Genomic DNA, 18,832 nt, shown 5'->3' with positions numbered 1-18,832 from the left:
TTATTTTTCAACAATTAAGAAAAGAGGTTTTATTATGAACCCGATACTAGTTATTTTGCAACGACAATACAGTACGATTCAAACGGAATTAACCCGTTACCGCAACAACCCCTATGATCCAGAACGTGTTCATGATCTGCGTGTTTCAATTCGAACACTCCGTGGATTATTTAAATTTTTAAAACGTGCCCTGTCACCGACCTCTTTTGCTACTATCGATGGCTTTCTCAGCCAAGCAGCAAAAATTTTCAGTTCTTTGCGTGATATTGATGTTTTGATTATAAAATCAAGTGAATTTGCGTATGCACACCCGCAAGAAAGTAACAATTATCGCCAACTTTTTCATGACTTACATGTCGAACGTGCCCAAAAAATGCGCAGCAGTATAACAAAAACGACAATTAAAAAATTAACAGATTATCTTACACGGGTTAAAAAACAACTAGATGTCCTCAACTTTAATAAAGACATTGATTGGTCAATCTATATTTCAGATGAGCTAAAACGGAGAAAAAACAAATTATTCAAACTTTATACCGATTTAGACTTCCAAGACTATTCGCGTGTTCACCAAATTCGCAAAAAAGCTAAAACCTTGCGCTATGCAGCAGACTACTTTGCAGAAGTTACTTCTAAAAATACTCAAAAGATTCATAAAAAAGCCAAACAAATCCAAAAAAAATGTGGCATAATCACCGATGCGCATGTTAATTATGAGTTACTGCAATATCTTGCAACTCAGACTAAGAGTAACGATGTTAAAAAAATACTATTGCGAATAGCTCAAACACAGCACGATATTTTTGCCTCAACAAAAAAAGATGTATAACAAAAAAGGTGCCTTACAAAACTTAAACATGCAAAACAAGTTTTGTAAGGTACCTTAACGTCCTTGTGCTAAGGCTCTCTAAAAATTAGTTATTTTGCAATACTGGTCGAAGTATTGCAAAAATCAAGGCTACTGCAAGAAAAGCTTTATACCGCGCTAACTTTTTTTCTTCTCGTTGCCACAAGAAACATTAGGTAAGCAAACAATGAAAAACAACTAAATAACAGGAATGGAAGTTTGGGATCTAATTGGTATATCCAAGAACCAACTAATGGTGAAACAATTCCTGCGATTCCTTGAATCATTGCAACAGTTCCAGCAACTGCTCCTTGCTGATTTTCAGAGACGGCTAATGAGCAACCAGCCGACAAAGAACTCATTCCCAAGCCTGCTCCTGCCCCAATTAAAATATAACTGACAAAAATTAAATAATACCAGCTATTTATAGTTGCTAGCAGCATTCCGCCGATTATTAGTGGAATACCAACGATCATCATTTTCTTAGCCGTCCACTGTAATACTTTCATTTGCAACACTTGCACTGCCATCAATGCAATTCCTAAAACAAAAAACAGCAATGATGCGGTTTGAGCACTTTGATTGACTGTTTGCTTAAAACCATCATGTAAGTATAAAGAGGTTACCAGTTGAAGCACTACCACGATGAACATCACAGAGCAGCCGGCTATCAGCCAGCCAAACAGCTCAAACGAGAAAAAACCGTTCATCTTAGTCTTGGATGCTGCTGCAAAATCTTCTTTCTTTTTTGACAGACCAGTTTCAGCCTTGCGTGGCAAGGCAAATCCCATTACAACTGAAAAAACAAGCAACCCAACAATCGTCAAGTAAAATGGTGTATACAAGTTTCCGACCGCTGAAACGGCTCCGCCAATCATTGGCCCCAGCACCATCGCTAAGCCGGTTGCAAAACCCAGCGAGGCCATATCTTTCGCTCGATCTTGCGGTGCCGAGATATCAGCCATGTAAGCACTCGCTGCCGTTGGAGTTGTTGTCATAAATATTCCTAGTAAAAAACGTGTGGCAATTAGTGCATAAACCATATAGTTTAGTGTTTTACTCATTGAAATTGATAAATGAAACAGGAAAACATAAAGAATAAAAAATAGACCCATTCCTAACATTCCAATGATTATTACAATTCGTCGTCCAAAACGATCACTTATCTTCCCCCATAATGGTGCGAATAGCAACATTGCGAATGCACCGCAAGAAATCATAATACCAATCTGACTCGGTATCAAATGAGCTTTTGTCGAAATAGCCGACAAAACAGGCATCGTAATGTATATTCCAAGATATGATACTAGTGTTGAAATAAAAAGTTTGTTCTTCATCGTCAGTTCCTCTCATGCTGAAATTTTTAACATAATCTCAGTCTACATTACCGCTAAAAGCTTCTTCTACCCCGAAACGTCATTGTCATTCCAAAAAGGTATATCAACGGTACTTTATCTTTTCTAGAGGCTTCCCAGTTATACAAATCGTTGGGCTTGAGAGTTAACTGCCGCTTATGAGTACAATCTGATCTTAACTATGAATAATATCTTATTTCTTCACTTAATCTAATTTATACCTAAAGGAAAAATACTATTGTCTATGATGTCGATAATACTTTCTAAAATCTGTTGGTGTCAATTTCTTTTCCCGCTTAAACATAACACTAAATTTGCTGGGGTTGGCGTAGCCAACCTCGTTAGCAATCTGTGAAACATATAAATTTGTGTCTTTCAACATCTGACAAGCAGTTTCAATCCTTTTATGCTTTATATAAGCATGGATGGGTATCCCGTAAAAATCGCGATACCCATTTTTCATTGCAGTTGCAGAAATTTCGAACCTTCTCGTCAATGCCTCTAATGTAATATTCTTAGTAAAGTTTTGATCTATATATCGTTTTATTTGGCGTATCCTACTTATCATACCGCCAGAAAATGTTTCTTGCGGCAGCATTTTTTGAGCAATTCTTTCCGAAGAAAGGTACAGCAAAAGTTCAGCCACCTTCAGGCGCAGATATGACAACGTGTGTCTCAGTTCCTCTGAACGCAAATCCTCAAAAAAATGTTCAAGAAAGGTAGTCCGTAAGAAGACATACTCTTCCTCGTCACAGTAATTTTTACTAATAGAAGCAACATCAAGGTCTTCACCCAGCACACTTTTTAAATCTTTTCCCTCGATTTCCGTGTTAACTATGATCGTGATTCCGCTATATTGTTGCGATGGGAATGAGTAACTCTTATTCTGCAAAGACCGTCGATCAATTTTCAGAAAACCTGGTTCAAAAAAAACTCTTTTTTTATGGGGTACATCGTAATCTACTTGCCCACTATAACAATAATCTAAACGTAAACTATCTTTAGTGACTCTCAAAGGCGAAGCAAATTTTGAAAAATCATACTGGTGAAAGAAAATTGAAATGCCATCAAATACTTTAATATAGGGCGTATGAACTGCATCATTGTTATTGATGATCTCCAAAGTTTTTATCTTCTCGTGCTCATGTGTTTTCCAGCCAATTTCAGCTTTCATCTGATTCCCCTTTTCCTTTGACAAGTCTACTCCAACTGCCATTTTTTTGCGTTTTGGCTAATATTTACAAAATTATGGTAAATTCCGTCCTCTGCCATTAATTCTTGGTGATTCCCCCGCTGGACAATCTTTCCTGCGTCCATTACAAGAATTTGGTCAGCATTTTGAATTGTTGCTAACCGATGGGCGATTGTAATAATAGTTTTGTTGGCGACAAGTGACTCTATCGCTAACTGTAATATTCGTTCATTTTCTGGATCGATACTTGCCATCGCCTCGTCTAAGATAATAATAGGAGCGTCTTTTAAAATCGCTCTAGCAATCGACAAACGCTGTTTTTGTCCACCTGATAATGAGTTTCCTCCTTCATCCACAACAGTGTCGTACTTCTGCGGCAGCTGCATGATAAATTCATGGCAACAGGCTTTTTTGCTAGCAGCTATAATTTCATCTTCGCTGGCATCGGCTCTGCCAAAAAGGATGTTATTCTTGATGGTATCATGAAACAAATATGGCTGCTGAAAAACAATACTGATGTTTTCGGTAAGGCTTTTATAGGAAACGTCTTTTACATCATGTCCCCCAACTAAAACTTGCCCCTCATCACAATCGTAAAAGCGTGCTATCAACTTACAAAGAGTGCTCTTCCCACTTCCAGAAGGACCAATAATTGCCGTCGTTTTATTTTCAGGAATCAATGTTGTGATATCATGCAGAACCTTCTCTTCGTCTTTCTCATATCCAAAAGTGACATTTTTAAATTCTATTTCATGATGAGTGAGCTTAAGATCCATCCCCTCTGTATCAATCAATGGCATTTTTTCTAGTTGTTTCAAATGATGTAAATTATCATCTATTGCTCCTAAAATATGTGTCGCATCAGTCATTTCTTTAATGTTATTAAATAAAACATACGCGAAAAACACAAGTGTTACAAAAAAGTTCAAGCTTAACTGACCATGACGCTGGTTAGCAATACATATAATAATAATAAATACAGTAGCTGTGTCTAAAAGCATCAGCAGCATACAGTTTAGCGAAACAAATTTTGCTTGAATTTTTAACCGAATTTGCTTACTCTGTGCAAAAACTGTTTTTAACCCATTTAAAACCGTGCTCTCTTGCCCATATGTCTTAGCTATATTAATCCCCTTAACGAATTCAACAACATTATTTGCCATCTTTGTCTGAACTTGATTAGCCGTTTTTGAGTTTTCCCTGCTTTTTTTGTTTATCAGTTCTATAATCAACGAACCCAACAAACTGGCAAATAGAACAACTAGACCTACCCGCCAATCGACGACAAATGTAAAAAGGCATAGTACCAAGAAATTAATATAGCCGTTGACGATCACATCAATCATTTTTGTACTTTGCAATTCCAACATTGATAGTTCAGTCGTCACAGCATTTAAAAGACTGCCAACGTTGTTTTTACTGAAGTAACCCATCGATGTTTTCTTTAGTTTTTCAGCAATTTCTAAACGTGTATCTGCTGCTATCTGGAAGCCAATACTTTCTTGCGACTTAGCTTTTAAATACAAAAACAAAAATCTTCCAGCACAGCAAATACTCAATTCAATGAACAAAAAAAGTACTGTTTGAAAATGTGAAAAATCGTTATTGTTTATATTCTTATAAGCTAATATGACTGCCCTGGAAGCGAGCCAAAAGGGTATCGCTGCTAGCATCGATGCAATAAATGAATAAAGAAAACCCACATATATTTGCTTTTTGTACCCTGAACTCCATCGCATAATGCTCTTGATAGTGTTAAACATGCTTTCCTCCTCCTAGTGATTAGAAATGTGCCATTCTTCAGTCTGAGTATATGACTCCCACAATCTTTGATAAGCTGCACATTCTTCCAATAGCTCTGCATGCTGTCCTGCACCAACTATTTTACCGTTATCCAAAACAATAATTTGATCTGCATTCTTAATCGTACTTAGGCGGTGTGCCACCATAATAACCGTTTTATCTCGTGCCAACCGCAACAATGATTCTTGAATCTGTCGTTCATTTTCCGGATCAATGCTGGCAGTTGGTTCATCAAGAATGATGATAGGTGCATCTTTTAAAATAGCACGTGCAATAGAGATTCGCTGCTGTTGTCCACCTGATAAGTGATTGTTACCAAATGAGACCTCGGTTTTCATTCCTTGGGGCAGAGCTTCGATAAAATCCCAACACATAGCTGCATGTGCTGCTGCTTCAATTTCCTGTGGAGTCGCATCCGGTTTCCCCATCTTGATATTGTCCTCTATTGTTCCCTTGAATAAAAAGCTGTCTTGCGTAACATAGCTAATTGTTCGGTTCAACTGCTGCTGAGTTAGTTCTGTAAGTTCGACCTTGCCCACCCTAATTTTTCCGCTCTGAACATCCCAGAATCTATTCAGCAGCTGTAATAGCGTTGATTTGCCGCTTCCAGAAGGACCGACAATTGCAAAAAAGCTCTTGCTAGGAATTTCCAAATTGATATTAGATAACACAAGTTCATTCTTTTTGTAGCCAAAATTAACATTGATAACATCTACACTACCATCAAGTGGTCGACCAATTTCCTTTTTTCTAAAGTCAAGAAGCGGCAGTTCTAAAAACTTTTGTGTATTAAGGACACTTTGCTTCATTGCACTAAAATCATTGGTAAAAAGCGACAATTTATTCAGTGGTCCGCCTAAACCAATTGCTAGTAGAAGTCCTAGCAGGAGTTGATTCAGTGTCAGTACATGATCCAAATACAGCCAAATTCCAACTGGTAAGACACCTAGTAGTGTAAAAGGAAGTAGCGCAAATATTAAATTTTGTGTCTTCCATGCCGTTTGTAACCAGTTTAGTGTATATTCCTTGAAACTCGTAACCGCGTCTGAAAATTTTCTAAATGATGTTCCCGTCTGATTGAAGGTCTTAATTACTTCAATACCTTCTATATATTCAACCATCACACTATTGACTTGATTATTAGCTCGCATATAGTTTTGGTACTTTTGCTCAAAGTTCTTCATCAAGAAAAAAAGTGGAATACTTGCTAGTGGAATAGTCAGCAAAGCAGATAACGCCAGCCGAATATCCATTGTAGCTAAATAAACAACTGTTACAATAATCACAAAAATATTAGCTGAAAGCTCAGGGATCATATGTGCCAACGGAATCTCAACACCTTCCGTTCGATCCAAAATAGTGTTTTTAATCGTTCCAGATGAAAAACGTTTTACAACACCAAGGGATGTTTGCATCAATCTATTGGTTATTGCATTTCTCAAATCATTTAAGATATTGTACGCTGCATGGTGAGAAAGAGTTGTTGATATACCATGAAAAATAGTTTTAAACAAGAAAGTAATCAGCATCCATACTAAAAGCCAAGTAATTTCATGACGCTCATACTGCTTGTCAATAATATCCGTCATTATTCTTGCCCCAATTACATATGGAACAATTCCAGCAAATACACTTAAAGTTGAAAAAAAGATTGACCAAATAAATAATGCCTTGTGTCCGTTAGCAAACCGATATAGTGTTCTTAACCAATTCTCTTCCATCAATTCCTCTCCTAACTGAAAATATCACTTTCAGCTTAAACTCTTCTAGCGCCTTATTTGAATCCATAAAGACATGACTGATCCTTTTAGGTGGTTCAGACAGTAAATATAGCTTTTGTACATAGAATCGCTCCCAACTAAACTTGGTCGAACCACATCATAGCAACGGGTATTATTGAGTACGGGTAATACTTGAACAAGTAGTTTGTTTTGTCCATTTAAACACGTTAATCCATATAAGATTTTCTTAAAAGCCATCAGTTTTTAACTTTATTCAAAAAATATTATTTTAATAATTTCACTGCAAAAATACCTCTTCCAAGTACCATTGCAGCTACCTTCATTCAATTAACTTAACCCCCATTTTTATAGTAGTTAAAAACGATGTTTGGAGCTGTGCCAAAAGTTAGCTTTTGGCACAGCCTCTCTTTTATTCCGTATAAACGTGTCCCATAAGTCAAAATTCTCCGTCTAACTTCGAATTACTCATAGCAAAGTACGCGCTATGTTCATAATTTCGAGTTATTACTCAAATTTCCCCGACTTATGTCACACTTTCCACTAATGTCATATTAGTTCCCAATTTGAATCATTTGACTATGCTCTTGTTTCTCTGACATAATTATAAAGATTGCTATTTTTATAAATAGCTTTTTTGTTTATTTATCTCTAGGAGGAATTAAATGACTGTAAAAGTAGAAGTTCGGAATTTAACCAAAATTTTTGGAAAACGAATTTCAAAAGCTACGGATCTTTTGGCGCAAGGAGTTTCCAAAGAAGAGATCTTGGAAAAAACTGGGGCGACCATTGGGGTCAATAAAGCCAGTTTTTCAATCAATGCTGGAGAAATTTTTGTAATAATGGGACTATCAGGCAGTGGTAAATCTACCTTGATCAGGTTGATCAATCGCTTGATCGAGCCGACGGAAGGCGAAGTTTTAATTGATGATCTAAATTTAACAGCTTTAGATAAAAAGAGCTTACGCAATGTTCGCCGCAAAAAGTTAGGAATGGTCTTCCAAAATTTTGCACTCTTTCCACATAAAACAATCTTGCAAAATGCCGCATTCGGGCTAGAAATTCAAGGGGATAGCCAGGACACTCGTTCTAAAAAAGCCCATAACGCACTTGAATTGGTCGGACTACATGGTTACGACGATCAATACCCAGACCAGCTTTCAGGCGGAATGCAGCAGCGCGTCGGACTTGCCCGCGCCCTTGCGAGTGATGCAGAAGTTTTACTGATGGATGAAGCATTTTCTGCCTTGGATCCCTTGAACCGCAAGGCGATGCAGGATCAATTGCTAGAGCTTCAAAATAAAATGCACAAAACAATCATCTTCATTAGCCATGATTTAAACGAATCCCTCAGAATTGGTGATCGTATTTTAATCATGCGCAACGGTTCCATCGTTCAAATCGGGGAACCAGAAGAAATACTAACAGCTCCTGCCAATGAATACGTTGAACGTTTCATTGAAGATGTAGACAGAACTAAAGTTTTGACAGTAAATAGTGTGATGACCGAGGCAACCACGATCAACATCAATAAATCCGGTCCGCGTGTTGCTCTGCGACGGATGCAAGAGAATAGCATCTCTTCGATCTATGTTGTTGATGATGATGATCGTTTCGTTGGATTCGCCGACGCCGATGATGTAGCAACGCTTATTCGTCAAGGCAGCAAAGACTTAAAATCTATTTTAAAAACTGAAGTTCCGTTAACCACTCCAGATACACCTGTGCAGGATCTGATAGACAAAATTTCAAACACACCGATTCCGTTTGCAGTCTTGGATAATGAGCAACACTTACTCGGGATTATTCTGCGTGGATCCGTCTTGTCAGCAATTGCTGGAAATGAGGTGACTGCTTAATGCAAATCGAAAAAATACCACTTGCTGATTGGATCAATTCTTTAGTTGATCGCCTGAGTCACTTTGCTGGATTCTTTAACAGTATTACTAATTTTTTTCAAACAATAATTAATGCCTTCCAGGCGGTTTTCGATGTACTTCCTGAATGGTTATTTATTATTCTGATTCTGGGACTGACGTATTGGGCGAAGAGAGATTCAAAGAAATGGGGCCTTTTAATCTTTGAATTATTTGGTTTACTGTTAATTTGGAATCTGGATTATTGGCGCGATATGACACAAACGCTGACACTGGTTTTAACTTCGGGGCTGATAACAGTGGTGTTAGGTGTCCCACTTGGTATTTTAATGGCCAAAAGCCGCATTACAGATCAGATTGTAAAACCCATTCTCGATCTTATGCAGACTATGCCGGCTTTCGTTTACTTAATCCCTGCTGTCGCCTTTTTCGGCATTGGCATGGTCCCCGGAGTACTTGCCTCTGTTATTTTTGCAATGCCGCCTACTGTTCGAATGACAAACCTGGGAATCAGACAAGTTCCAGCTGACTTAATAGAAGCTGCTGATGCATACGGTGCTACAAGTTGGCAGAAATTGCTAAAAGTGCAGCTGCCTTTAGCGAAATCAACTTTGATGGCAGGCATCAACCAAAGTTTGATGTTGTCACTTTCTATGGTTGTTATAGCTTCTATGATTGGAGCTCTCGGACTTGGTACCCAAGTTTACTTTGCTGTCGGGCGAAATGATGCTGGAGCTGGTTTTACTGCAGGGATCGCTGTTGTTATTCTAGCAATCATTTTAGACCGTATTACCCAAGCCTTTAATAGCAAACGTCATTAAGGATAAAGGAGATGAAGCTTTGAAACGTAAACTGATTCGCTGCTTATTCGCCCTACCAGCTTTTCTGGGATTGACTTTGCTCTTAACTGCTTGTGGCAGCAAGCTCCCAGCCTATAATTCAGACGAAAAAGTTGGTCCCCAGATCAATTACACTATTACAGGTATTGATGCCTCTGCTGGTGAAATGGACAAGGCTAGAAAAGCACTAGATATCTACAATTTGAAGAAACATAATTGGCAGTTGATGCCCAGTTCGACTGCTGCAATGACCAGCATGCTGGATAAAGCAATCAAAAATCATCAACCAATCGTAATAACAGCCTATCAACCACATTGGATGTTTGCCAAGTACCCCATTAAATTCTTGAAGGATCCCAAGAATGTGTTTGGAAAAAACGAGACAATGCGGACTATCGCACGCCTAGGATTAAAGAAAGATAACCCTGGAGCGTACAAGTTACTTAAGCAGTTTAGTTGGACTATTGGGGAAGCTTCACCAGTTATGTTGAAAATAAATAATGGAACCGAACCAACCAAGGCAGCTAAGGATTTCATTAAGTCACACCCGCAAAGAGTTGCACAATATCTGAAGAATGTTCCCGCAGGACATGGGAAAAAAATAAAGCTAGTTTACACACCCTATGACTATGAAACTGCGACGACCAATGTTGTTAAACAATTGTTGGACAAAAAAGGTTACGATGTTACTATCCAACAACTAGATGTTCAGGTAATGTGGACAGCAATAGCCACTGACAAAGCAGATGCAAGTATGGTTGCAGAACTTCCTGCCACCCACGCTGTCTACGCCAAAAACTACAGTGGAAAATATGATGAAATTCGCGTCAATTTGAAAGGTGCACGCATCGGCTTAGCGGTTCCTAAATACATGAAAAAAATTAACTCCATTGAAGACCTGTACAATAAATAAGCTTTTACAGGTTTAAAAAACAATGGTCTGGCACCATTATCATATTATTAAAAAAACAAGGTTTCCGAAGATTCTCGGAACCTTGTTTTATTTTTTGTATTTCTTACTTTTTCGTACGTTAAATAATTTATTCATGTATACTTAGCTTAAACTTAATTTATATAGTAAGTCTCACATGTAGAACCTCAATACAACCTTTCAAAAAGGAGTGACTTAAACATCTATGTTAATAACATTTATTTTTCTAGTTATTGCTGGAATCGCGGCTGGGCTGCTAGCTTCTATTGCTGGTTTAGCTTCTTTAGTTTCTTATCCTGCGCTTTTGCTTGTTGGACTTCCACCAGTAATTGCCAATGTCACAAATACGACTGCACTTATTTTTTCAGGAATCGGATCAACTTTTTCTTCTCTAAAGGAGCTTCGGGGGCACTGGAAAGAACTGCTGGTTTACACATTATTGTCTCTGATTGGAAGTATTGGTGGAAGTATGCTGCTACTCATTGCTCCTGCTTCTTCGTTTGAAAAAGTTGTTCCATTTTTCATTTTCTTTGCTGGAATACTTTTATTTACATCTGGACGCAAAAATGCCGTTGCTACTTCCAAACTAAAGAATGCTGCTGTGAAAAAACATAATAAGTGGTGGATTTCTCTACTCAGCTTAATTGGCATATGTGTTGTTGGCGCCTACACAGGTTATTTTGGTGCTGCTGGAGGCGTGATCTTTCTTGCAATTCTTTCCGTTATTACAGACCATGATTTTGCCACTGTAAATGCAATGAAGAATACGATAGCCTTTGCGGGGAATCTAGTTGCTACGCTTATTTTCATTTTTAATTCTCATATTGACTGGCTTTTCGTTGCTCCGCTGGGATTCGGGTTACTCATAGGCGGTTATTTAGGCCCAATTATCGTCCGACATGTCAACATCCATCTGCTAAGATCACTCATTTCTTTAGCAGCTTTTGGATTAGCAATTTACTTATTCGTAACAGCTTATTTTTTCAGTTGAAGCAAGATGTAACGTAACATGCTCTATTTAAACTCTGCTTACTACGTTGCTAATCTGCCACTACTGGAACGCTAAATTTCTCTGAATAAAAAAAGTGAACGCCTGATTGCAGCCTCCACTTTAGCGTACCCTATTATGTTTCTTAGCGGGAAAGACACTATAATATAAATCTTCAACGTCGTAAAACAGTAAACCTCTTCTAAATCTAAATATTCAAGCTTTTAGCGATCCATAAAAATCCTTTTTAATGTTTTAATATCTTGGTTATTAATGTGCTGATAGACTGGGTCAATAACACTATTAATAAAATTACTAAGGTCGCTAGGAAGGTTACATCGTTCTGGAATCTATTATATCCGTAGTTGATAGCCAGATTTCCTAGGCCACCGCCACCAACTACTCCTGCCATCGCACTTAGCGACACAATACTTATTGTAGTTAAAGCCGTAATCCTTATAATTCCTTTTCGTGCTTCTCTTAAATAAACGCTCCATACAATTTTGAAAACTCCCCATCCCATTGCTTGTGCTGTTTCAACTAAGTTTATATCAACATCCAGCAATACATTTTCAACTTGCCGCGCATAGAATGGGATAATCGCAATAACAATTGGAACAATTGCGGCGTTGGTTCCAATTGTTGTATGAACGATAAATCTTGTGAGTGAAACTAACAATGCCATTAAAATAATAAAGGGGATTGACCTAATTAAATTAACTATTTTGTCCAAGATGTTATAAACGACCTTATTGTATAAAAGTTTTTCATTTTTAGTCACTAACAATGCAATTCCCAAAAAAAGGCCAATAGTAAAAGCAAATATAGCAGTTACGAACACCATGTAGACTGTTTCGAGCGTACTCTGGATAAATTCGTCACTGATTGCTGCAACATTTGGAAATAATGTGTTAAATATACTCATTCTTGCACCTCATCTTCACCATGTTGCTTTATCTTTACTTTCAATTTTAATAAATAATCTAATGTCTTTTTCACGCCTGTTCTGTCACCTTGAAAAATAACAAACATATTATTTACAATTGAACTCCCATAAACGTCTATGCCGCCAGCTAATACGATTGTTTTGATGCTAAATAGTTCCTGTATATTTGATATCAGCGGTTGAACGACATTTTCATCTTCTATAATCAACTGATAAATTTGTTTTCCATGAACTCCAAATTTATTTTTCACATAAGGCAACGTTCGTGCATGGACTTCATTAAAAGAAATAAACTTTTGAATGCTGCTTGTAGTATTATTAATAAACACTTCGCTAGGCGATCCTAGCGCTAGTAATTCACCATTATCAATAAATGATACCCGGTCGCATATCGCCTTAGTTACATCTATTTCGTGCGTTATAATTACTATGGTTAATTTTAATTCTCTGTTGATTTTCTTTAAGAGTTTCAATAATGTATTGGTGTTTAAAGGATCTAGTGCACTGGTGGGCTCATCACATAAGAGTACTTTAGGTTTGTTTATCAAAGCTCTAGCGATCGCAACTCTTTGCTTTTGCCCGCCTGAAAGTTCTTGTGGATATTTATTTGCCAGTTTTTCTAAACCGACAGTTTCAAGCAGTTGTCGTATCCTCTGTTTTACAACTTTTTCTTTTTCACCCTTTTTCTTATCCACAGCGATTCTCACATTGTTGTACACAGTCCTTGTTTCCATTAAATTAAAATGTTGGAAAATCATTCCAAATTGTTTTCTAAATTTTTTTAAATTGCTACCTTTTAAATTTGTCACATTTTCATGGTTATAAAATACCTTGCCGCTAGTTGGTTTTAATAACAAATTCAAACTTCTCAACAAAGTACTCTTTCCCGCACCGCTGTACCCAACGATCCCGAAAACCTCTCCATCCTCAATTTTCAGTGAAATGTTCTTGACCACCGGATTCTTATCAAACTCTATGCTGATATTTTCTAAACCTAACAACTTTTTCACCTGCCCTTTGTCTAAACCAGCAGCTTCTCTATTGCCGCTAAAACATCTTTACTGCTTGTTGTCACGCTTTCTTCAAGTTGCGGACTAAAAGGAAGAGGTGAGAATTTTGCACCTACCCTAATTATTGGTTTTTTAATATAATCGAAAGCCTTCTCAGCTACGATTGCTGCTACTTCACTGCCAACACCGCCAATCTTTATAGCCTCATGTGCAATTATAAGTTTACCGGTTTTTTTGACAGATTTAATAATCGTTTCTTCATCTATCGGATTAATCGACCTTAAATCAATCACTTCTATCCTAGAAGAATGCTTTTTTTCAGCTATTTCAACAGCTTTTAAAACTTCGCCTAAAAAGTATCCATAAGAAACGATCGTCAGTGCTTCCCCTTTATGCACAATCTCCGCTTTGTCCAAGGGCGTTATTACTTCACTGTCTCTTACTAGTCCCTTAACACTAAACAACTTTTTGTTTTCAAAAAATATAACTGGGTTATTGCTTCTGATTGCTGCCTTTAATAACCCTTTACCATTTTCCGGAGTCGAGGGGATGACCACTTTGATACCTGGAATACTTACAAACCATGTCTCCAAGGATTGCGAGTGTTGTGCTGCCGCATGCGGAAACACTCCATCTGGCGCGCGTAAGACCAACGGAACTTTTCCTTGACCACCGAACATATAATGAGCTTTTGCCATCTGATTAAGTATCTCGTCCATTGTGATACCAATAAAATCAGCATAATGCAGATCTACAACTGGACGTCCTCCTGCCAAAGCCGCACCGACCCCTGCTCCAACTAATGCTGTCTCTGATATCGGGGTATCACGGACTCTATCTCCAAATTTATTGTGAAGCCCTTTAAACTGTCCCCAAATTCCACCTTGCTTTATTATGTCTTCTCCATATACAAAAACGCTCGGATCTCTTTGCATTTCTTCTTCCATGGCTTCCAAAGTGGCATCTGAGAATATTTTCAATACCTTCGTCATCTAGCAGCCTCCTTTGCATAAACATCCTCTAATGCATCTTCTGGAGTTGGAACAATACTCCTTTCAGCAAATTGAACTGCATCTTCGAGCTCATCTTCAATTCTTCGCTTGACGTTCTCTATCTCTGGCTCAGAAACTTCTCCAGTTGCTCTAATTGCTTTAAGGAATCTCTCTATCGGATCATTGTTTAGTTTCCACTCTTCCACTTCACTCGCAGTTCGATATTTCTGCGGATCACCTAAAAAATGGCCTTCAATTCTGTACGTCTTGGCCTCTAATATAGCTGGTCCATCTCCATTTCGAGCCGCCTTAATTAATTTTTGAGCAGCATTATATACTGCAAAAACATCATTTCCATCTACCGTAATACCCTTAATCCCATATCCTCTTGCACGATCTGCTATATTAACCACCGCAGTTGAATCAAGCGAATTCGTAGTTGATGCCCATCCATTGTTCTCACACACGTAGATAACCGGCAAGTTCCAAAGAGCTGCCAGATTTACAGCTTCATGGAAAGTCCCCCTGTTACTTGCACCGTCACCAAAAAAACAAACTACTACATTTTTTTTGTTTAGTATTTGTTGTGTAAGTGCTGCTCCAGTGGCAATATTGAAACCTCCGCCAACTACACCATTGGCCCCAAGCATTCCAACATCAAAAGCAGCCAAATGCATTGAGCCCCCTCGGCCTTTGCAATATCCAGTTTCTTTTCCATAAAGTTCGGCAAATGCTTTTCTTAAATTTGCACCTTTAGCAAGAGTATGTCCATGTCCCCGATGTGTACTTGTTACTAAATCTTCACGTAATAAGTTTGAACACACACCAGTGGCAACTGCCTCCTCACCTATATATAAATGCGCTGGGCCTATTATCTGTTTACCATGTTTTTTCTTTACAGTTTCTTCAAAACGTCTAATTCGAAGCATATTATAATAGATGTCGATGAGTTTATCTTTGTTTAATGTCATGCTTTTCTCCTTATTTCCACAATGGAATTACCGCACCCTTATATAGTTTCTTTATAATTTTTTTAGACGTATCACTTTGGTATTCAGCAACTATTTGTTTATACAACTTATTATTTTTATCCTTACTACGAGAAACTATAATATTATAGTATGGTTTTGACTTTGCATTGACTGGTTCATTATAAAGAGATTGTTTTGTAGGGTTAAAGCCTGCATCTAACGCCATAAACACATTAATAACACTCGCACCTACATCTGGCAGCACTCTAGCTGTCTGCGATGCTTCAACTTCTTTTATCTTAAAATTTTTTGGATTATTGGTGATGTCGCTAGGACTGGGTGTTTTGCCGTCTTTTAACTTTATCAGCTTTGCCGATTGTAAGAGTAATAATGCTCTCGCTGCATTTACAGTGTCATTGGGAATTGCTATCTCTGAATTAGCTGGTATGTCCTTCACAGAATTTGCTTTTTTAGAATAAAGTCCTATTGGATTCAAGGTAGTTTCTCCAATCGCTGACAGAACCTTGCCATACTCTTATTGAAATCGTCCATCAACACATAACCCTGATAGGCATTTAAATCAATATCCCCATCTGCCAATGCAGTATTAGGTTTGATATAATCAGAGAATTTAACAAGTTTGATCGTCACGCCTTTTTTCTTAAAATTCTTAATTATAGGTTTCCAAACTTGATTATTTTCTCCTACTACTCCAACCTTTACAGTTTTTTTCTCGGCATCTTTTCCTTTTGCTTTTCCACATCCTCCAAGAGAAACTGCCAAAAACACGATACTCACTAAACTAAAGAACACCAAAAATTTCTTTCTCATTATCAATTCTCCTCCTACACAAAAAAATCATCCCTGCAGTTTTAATAAACGTACAGGATGATTTTCTCATGGTACCACCCTAATTTATCAAATCATTGCTGACCTGACCTCTGTAACACACTTTAATCGTATGTTTGGGATTATATCGTATCCTCCCGAATCTTCAGCAATAATATCCACCGAAGATTGGACTCCAAGTTCATCTTCAATACACTTTCAGTCCCATTCTTTCACTATCAATGGTCGCTTTCAAAACCTAATCATCTATCTACTCTTCTTTTCTACGTCCTAAGTACTATTCGAATTGTCATGATAACAGTTTAAATTCAATTTAATTATTTGTCAATGTGAATTTTTACATTATTTTTAATTTAAAATTAATTTTTATAATCGTTAACTAATGTGACTCTTTACTGAGCATCAAAGTAAGCGGTATAAATCAGTTGCCCGAACACTTCGGACACTTTCCGTGATAATCAAGGCCTTGGGGTCCGTATCTTTTATCACTGGAATAATATGTGCCATTTCTTTAGGTGTGCAAACAAAATAAATGATTGGTCGCTCTGCTTTACTGTAAAAACCAGATGCCTGTACCATTGTTACCCCTTGCTTCAAATTATCAGATATTGATTGTGCAATATCATTATATTGGTTGGAAATGACTTGTAAAACTCGTTTAGCTCCAAACCTAGCCAATGATAAGTTAGTTATCTTTGCAGATATATATAGTTCGAGCACAGTTAAAAGCATATTTTCAAATCCAATAATAAATATTGAAGGAATAGCAACAGCTAGATCAAAAAAAAGGGTTGCTGATCCTACTGGCATACCGAAGTATTTATTAAAAATTCTGCCCAAAACGGTACTACCGGCAATTGAGCCGCCCGCATTAAGTATCAAACTCATAGCAATTCCCGTCAGTACCCCACCAAAAATAGTTGGGATAATAGTCTGATTTGTATGATAAATATAAAATACTGGGATTTTTAAAAAAATCGATAGCCACACCACTGCCCACAAGGATAGCAGAATCGTCTTGCGATCCAAAAATTTGAGTCCCACTAACAGTAGCAGTCCGTTTAGAACAAAATTTGTCAAATAAGTCGGAATTCTAAACGTGTAATAAGCAATAGTAGTGAGCCCTGTAACTCCGCCTTCACCCAGCATAGTGGGAATTAAAAAATAATTAATAGCAATAGCATATACCAAAGAACCTAGTGCAATATAAAATAAATCTCTGTATCGTGTTATAACTAATTCCCTCCTTCAAAACAGATGTCAGTACACCTGTCTTTAGTAACTTCGTACCTCCTAATATATCACAAGCATGCTCGACATGTTTAGATAATTATGTATATATATGATTACTGCCAAAAACAATTGAATACTATTAATTCAAATACATAAATTTCATTATTCGATTTGTTTCATCAGTCTTTCAGCTTTCTCTTTCCAAAAGAGAACACACAGTTTATCATAAATAATAGCATTATCTTACTTTTTCGGAGGTCAAAGAAAAAATGAAAACAATTCTAGCAATCCACACAGGTGGAACTATCTCAATGTCTCAAAATGAAAAAGGTGAGGTTGTCCCTAATAATGAAAATCCTATTGCTAAAGAACAGGTAATTCTAAAGGGACAAATCAATCTAATTACTGATAATCTCTTCAATCTTCCTTCACCCCACATCACACCGCAGATAATGTTCAAGCTCAAACAGCGGATTATGAAGGCGATTGCCGACGGGGTTGATGGTGTTGTTATTACTCATGGAACAGATACCCTTGAGGAAACAGCTTACTTTCTTGATCTTACTCTCCCCAACACGATTCCCGTCGTCTTAACAGGAGCTATGCGCTCGTCAAACGAGGTGGGTTCAGATGGACTGTATAACTTTCAAAATGCTATTTCCATTGCAGCTACGCCTGAGTCCTATGGAAAAGGTGTTTTGGTGGCAATGAATGATGAAATTCATACAGCTCGTTTCGTTACAAAAACCCACACTACTAATGTTGACACATTCCGAACACCAACATTTGGTCCAATTGGGATTGTTACGCAGCACAAAGCCAAGTACTTTCAAGAACTAATTCGAACCGAAGTCTGCGATATCGATCATGTAGTTGAGGGTGTATATCTTCTGAAGGCTTACGCTGGAATGAATGGTGATCTTTTTTCTGCTCTGGATAATGAAAAGACTCGCGGACTTGTTATCGAAGGACTTGGTGCGGGCAATGTTCCGCCACAAACATTGCCGGCTATCCAGCAGCTGCTTGAACATCACATTCCGATCGTCTTAGTATCACGCTGCTATAATGGTGTTGCTCAACAAATTTATGACTATGTTGGCGGCGGCATCCAACTTGAAAAAATGGGACTGATACTGTGTCAAGGATTGAACGGTCAAAAAGCACGTATCAAACTTTTAGTAGCCCTCAGTAACAATAAAGTGGGGACTGAGCTGCGCCGTTTTGTAAGCAACGCTGTCTCTTAATTTTAATCACTTGTCG

The 18,832-nt window shown here is 37.7% G+C and carries 15 protein-coding genes and 1 pseudogene; 6 read left to right on the top strand and 10 right to left on the bottom strand.

Features of this window, described 5'->3' with window-relative positions; translation table 11 throughout:
- Positions 1-34 precede the first annotated feature (34 nt).
- The gene (locus tag JCM15457_RS06725; RefSeq protein WP_034988611.1) at positions 35-829 is read left to right on the top strand and encodes a CHAD domain-containing protein; all 795 of its coding nucleotides are present in this window, start codon (positions 35-37) and stop codon (positions 827-829) included.
- Positions 830-975: 146 nt separating this feature from the next.
- Here the strand turns inward: JCM15457_RS06725 and JCM15457_RS06720 are convergent, their stop codons facing one another.
- The 4 genes from JCM15457_RS06720 to JCM15457_RS06705 form a co-directional block, all read right to left on the bottom strand.
- Positions 976-2,184: an MFS transporter gene (locus JCM15457_RS06720; protein ID WP_034988610.1), complete on the bottom strand. Its 1,209-nt coding sequence runs from the start codon at positions 2,182-2,184 to the stop codon at positions 976-978.
- 253 nt (positions 2,185-2,437) lie between these two features.
- Positions 2,438-3,376 carry a helix-turn-helix domain-containing protein gene (locus tag JCM15457_RS06715; protein WP_034988813.1) on the bottom strand — a complete coding sequence of 313 codons (939 nt, stop codon included), beginning with the start codon at positions 3,374-3,376 and terminating at the stop codon, positions 2,438-2,440.
- 26 nt (positions 3,377-3,402) lie between these two features.
- On the bottom strand, positions 3,403-5,157 hold the full coding sequence (locus JCM15457_RS06710; RefSeq protein ID WP_034988608.1) for an ABC transporter ATP-binding protein: 1,755 nt from the start codon (positions 5,155-5,157) through the stop codon (positions 3,403-3,405).
- 12 nt (positions 5,158-5,169) lie between these two features.
- Entirely contained in the window at positions 5,170-6,918 is a 1,749-nt protein-coding gene (locus JCM15457_RS06705) for an ABC transporter ATP-binding protein (RefSeq protein ID WP_034988607.1), read from the bottom strand.
- 683 nt (positions 6,919-7,601) lie between these two features.
- Here JCM15457_RS06705 and JCM15457_RS06700 point away from each other — a divergent pair.
- The 4 genes from JCM15457_RS06700 to JCM15457_RS06685 all read left to right on the top strand — a co-directional run bounded on the left by JCM15457_RS06700 (position 7,602) and on the right by JCM15457_RS06685 (position 11,574).
- Positions 7,602-8,795, top strand: a complete 1,194-nt coding sequence (locus JCM15457_RS06700; protein ID WP_034988606.1) for a quaternary amine ABC transporter ATP-binding protein — start codon at positions 7,602-7,604, stop codon at positions 8,793-8,795.
- A complete protein-coding gene (locus JCM15457_RS06695; protein WP_034988605.1) occupies positions 8,795-9,634 on the top strand; it encodes an ABC transporter permease in 840 nt (279 codons plus the stop codon). The genes JCM15457_RS06700 and JCM15457_RS06695 overlap by 1 nt, the downstream gene beginning before the upstream one ends.
- 19 nt (positions 9,635-9,653) lie before the next feature.
- Positions 9,654-10,565 (top strand): glycine betaine ABC transporter substrate-binding protein, encoded by a 912-nt coding sequence (locus JCM15457_RS06690; RefSeq protein WP_034988603.1) that lies wholly within the window; start codon positions 9,654-9,656, stop codon positions 10,563-10,565.
- 223 nt (positions 10,566-10,788) lie between these two features.
- The gene (locus JCM15457_RS06685) at positions 10,789-11,574 is read left to right on the top strand and encodes a sulfite exporter TauE/SafE family protein (protein WP_034988601.1); all 786 of its coding nucleotides are present in this window, start codon (positions 10,789-10,791) and stop codon (positions 11,572-11,574) included.
- Positions 11,575-11,818: 244 nt separating this feature from the next.
- On the opposite strand, the gene JCM15457_RS06680 is transcribed toward JCM15457_RS06685, so the two are convergent.
- The 6 genes and pseudogenes from JCM15457_RS06680 to JCM15457_RS06655 form a co-directional block, all read right to left on the bottom strand.
- Positions 11,819-12,496, bottom strand: a complete 678-nt coding sequence (locus JCM15457_RS06680; RefSeq protein ID WP_034988599.1) for a methionine ABC transporter permease — start codon at positions 12,494-12,496, stop codon at positions 11,819-11,821.
- Positions 12,493-13,518 (bottom strand): methionine ABC transporter ATP-binding protein, encoded by a 1,026-nt coding sequence (locus tag JCM15457_RS06675; RefSeq protein WP_034988597.1) that lies wholly within the window; start codon positions 13,516-13,518, stop codon positions 12,493-12,495. The genes JCM15457_RS06680 and JCM15457_RS06675 overlap by 4 nt, the downstream gene beginning before the upstream one ends.
- A 20-nt stretch (positions 13,519-13,538) precedes the next feature.
- Entirely contained in the window at positions 13,539-14,519 is a 981-nt protein-coding gene (locus JCM15457_RS06670) for an alpha-ketoacid dehydrogenase subunit beta (RefSeq protein ID WP_034988595.1), read from the bottom strand.
- Positions 14,516-15,490 (bottom strand): thiamine pyrophosphate-dependent dehydrogenase E1 component subunit alpha, encoded by a 975-nt coding sequence (locus JCM15457_RS06665; protein ID WP_034988594.1) that lies wholly within the window; start codon positions 15,488-15,490, stop codon positions 14,516-14,518. Before JCM15457_RS06665 ends, JCM15457_RS06670 begins: the two co-directional genes overlap by 4 nt.
- Positions 15,491-15,500: 10 nt before the next feature.
- Positions 15,501-16,321: pseudogene (locus JCM15457_RS12550) on the bottom strand (MetQ/NlpA family ABC transporter substrate-binding protein).
- Between the two features lie 420 nt (positions 16,322-16,741).
- Positions 16,742-17,572: a YitT family protein gene (locus JCM15457_RS06655; protein ID WP_034988593.1), complete on the bottom strand. Its 831-nt coding sequence runs from the start codon at positions 17,570-17,572 to the stop codon at positions 16,742-16,744.
- A gap of 269 nt (positions 17,573-17,841) precedes the next feature.
- Here JCM15457_RS06655 and JCM15457_RS06650 point away from each other — a divergent pair, with 269 nt between their 5' ends.
- Positions 17,842-18,816 (top strand): asparaginase, encoded by a 975-nt coding sequence (locus JCM15457_RS06650; protein WP_034988590.1) that lies wholly within the window; start codon positions 17,842-17,844, stop codon positions 18,814-18,816.
- Positions 18,817-18,832 lie beyond the last annotated feature (16 nt).

The sequence above is a fragment of the Liquorilactobacillus sucicola DSM 21376 = JCM 15457 genome (genome assembly GCF_000612445.1).
Classification (GTDB): domain Bacteria; phylum Bacillota; class Bacilli; order Lactobacillales; family Lactobacillaceae; genus Liquorilactobacillus; species Liquorilactobacillus sucicola.
The sequence above is the reverse complement of the archived record's forward strand: the minus strand, read 5'-3'. Positions and strand labels throughout refer to the sequence as shown.

Coding starts and splice junctions, on each gene's coding strand:
- JCM15457_RS06720 (WP_034988610.1), bottom strand. CDS start 2,184: ATGAAGAACAAACTTTTTATTTCAACACTAGTATCATATCTTGGAATA.
- JCM15457_RS06725 (WP_034988611.1), top strand. CDS start 35: ATGAACCCGATACTAGTTATTTTGCAACGACAATACAGTACGATTCAA.
- JCM15457_RS06715 (WP_034988813.1), bottom strand. CDS start 3,376: ATGAAAGCTGAAATTGGCTGGAAAACACATGAGCACGAGAAGATAAAA.
- JCM15457_RS06710 (WP_034988608.1), bottom strand. CDS start 5,157: ATGTTTAACACTATCAAGAGCATTATGCGATGGAGTTCAGGGTACAAA.
- JCM15457_RS06705 (WP_034988607.1), bottom strand. CDS start 6,918: ATGGAAGAGAATTGGTTAAGAACACTATATCGGTTTGCTAACGGACAC.
- JCM15457_RS06700 (WP_034988606.1), top strand. CDS start 7,602: ATGACTGTAAAAGTAGAAGTTCGGAATTTAACCAAAATTTTTGGAAAA.
- JCM15457_RS06665 (WP_034988594.1), bottom strand. CDS start 15,490: ATGACATTAAACAAAGATAAACTCATCGACATCTATTATAATATGCTT.
- JCM15457_RS06695 (WP_034988605.1), top strand. CDS start 8,795: ATGCAAATCGAAAAAATACCACTTGCTGATTGGATCAATTCTTTAGTT.
- JCM15457_RS06685 (WP_034988601.1), top strand. CDS start 10,789: ATGTTAATAACATTTATTTTTCTAGTTATTGCTGGAATCGCGGCTGGG.
- JCM15457_RS06650 (WP_034988590.1), top strand. CDS start 17,842: ATGAAAACAATTCTAGCAATCCACACAGGTGGAACTATCTCAATGTCT.
- JCM15457_RS06680 (WP_034988599.1), bottom strand. CDS start 12,496: ATGAGTATATTTAACACATTATTTCCAAATGTTGCAGCAATCAGTGAC.
- JCM15457_RS06670 (WP_034988595.1), bottom strand. CDS start 14,519: ATGACGAAGGTATTGAAAATATTCTCAGATGCCACTTTGGAAGCCATG.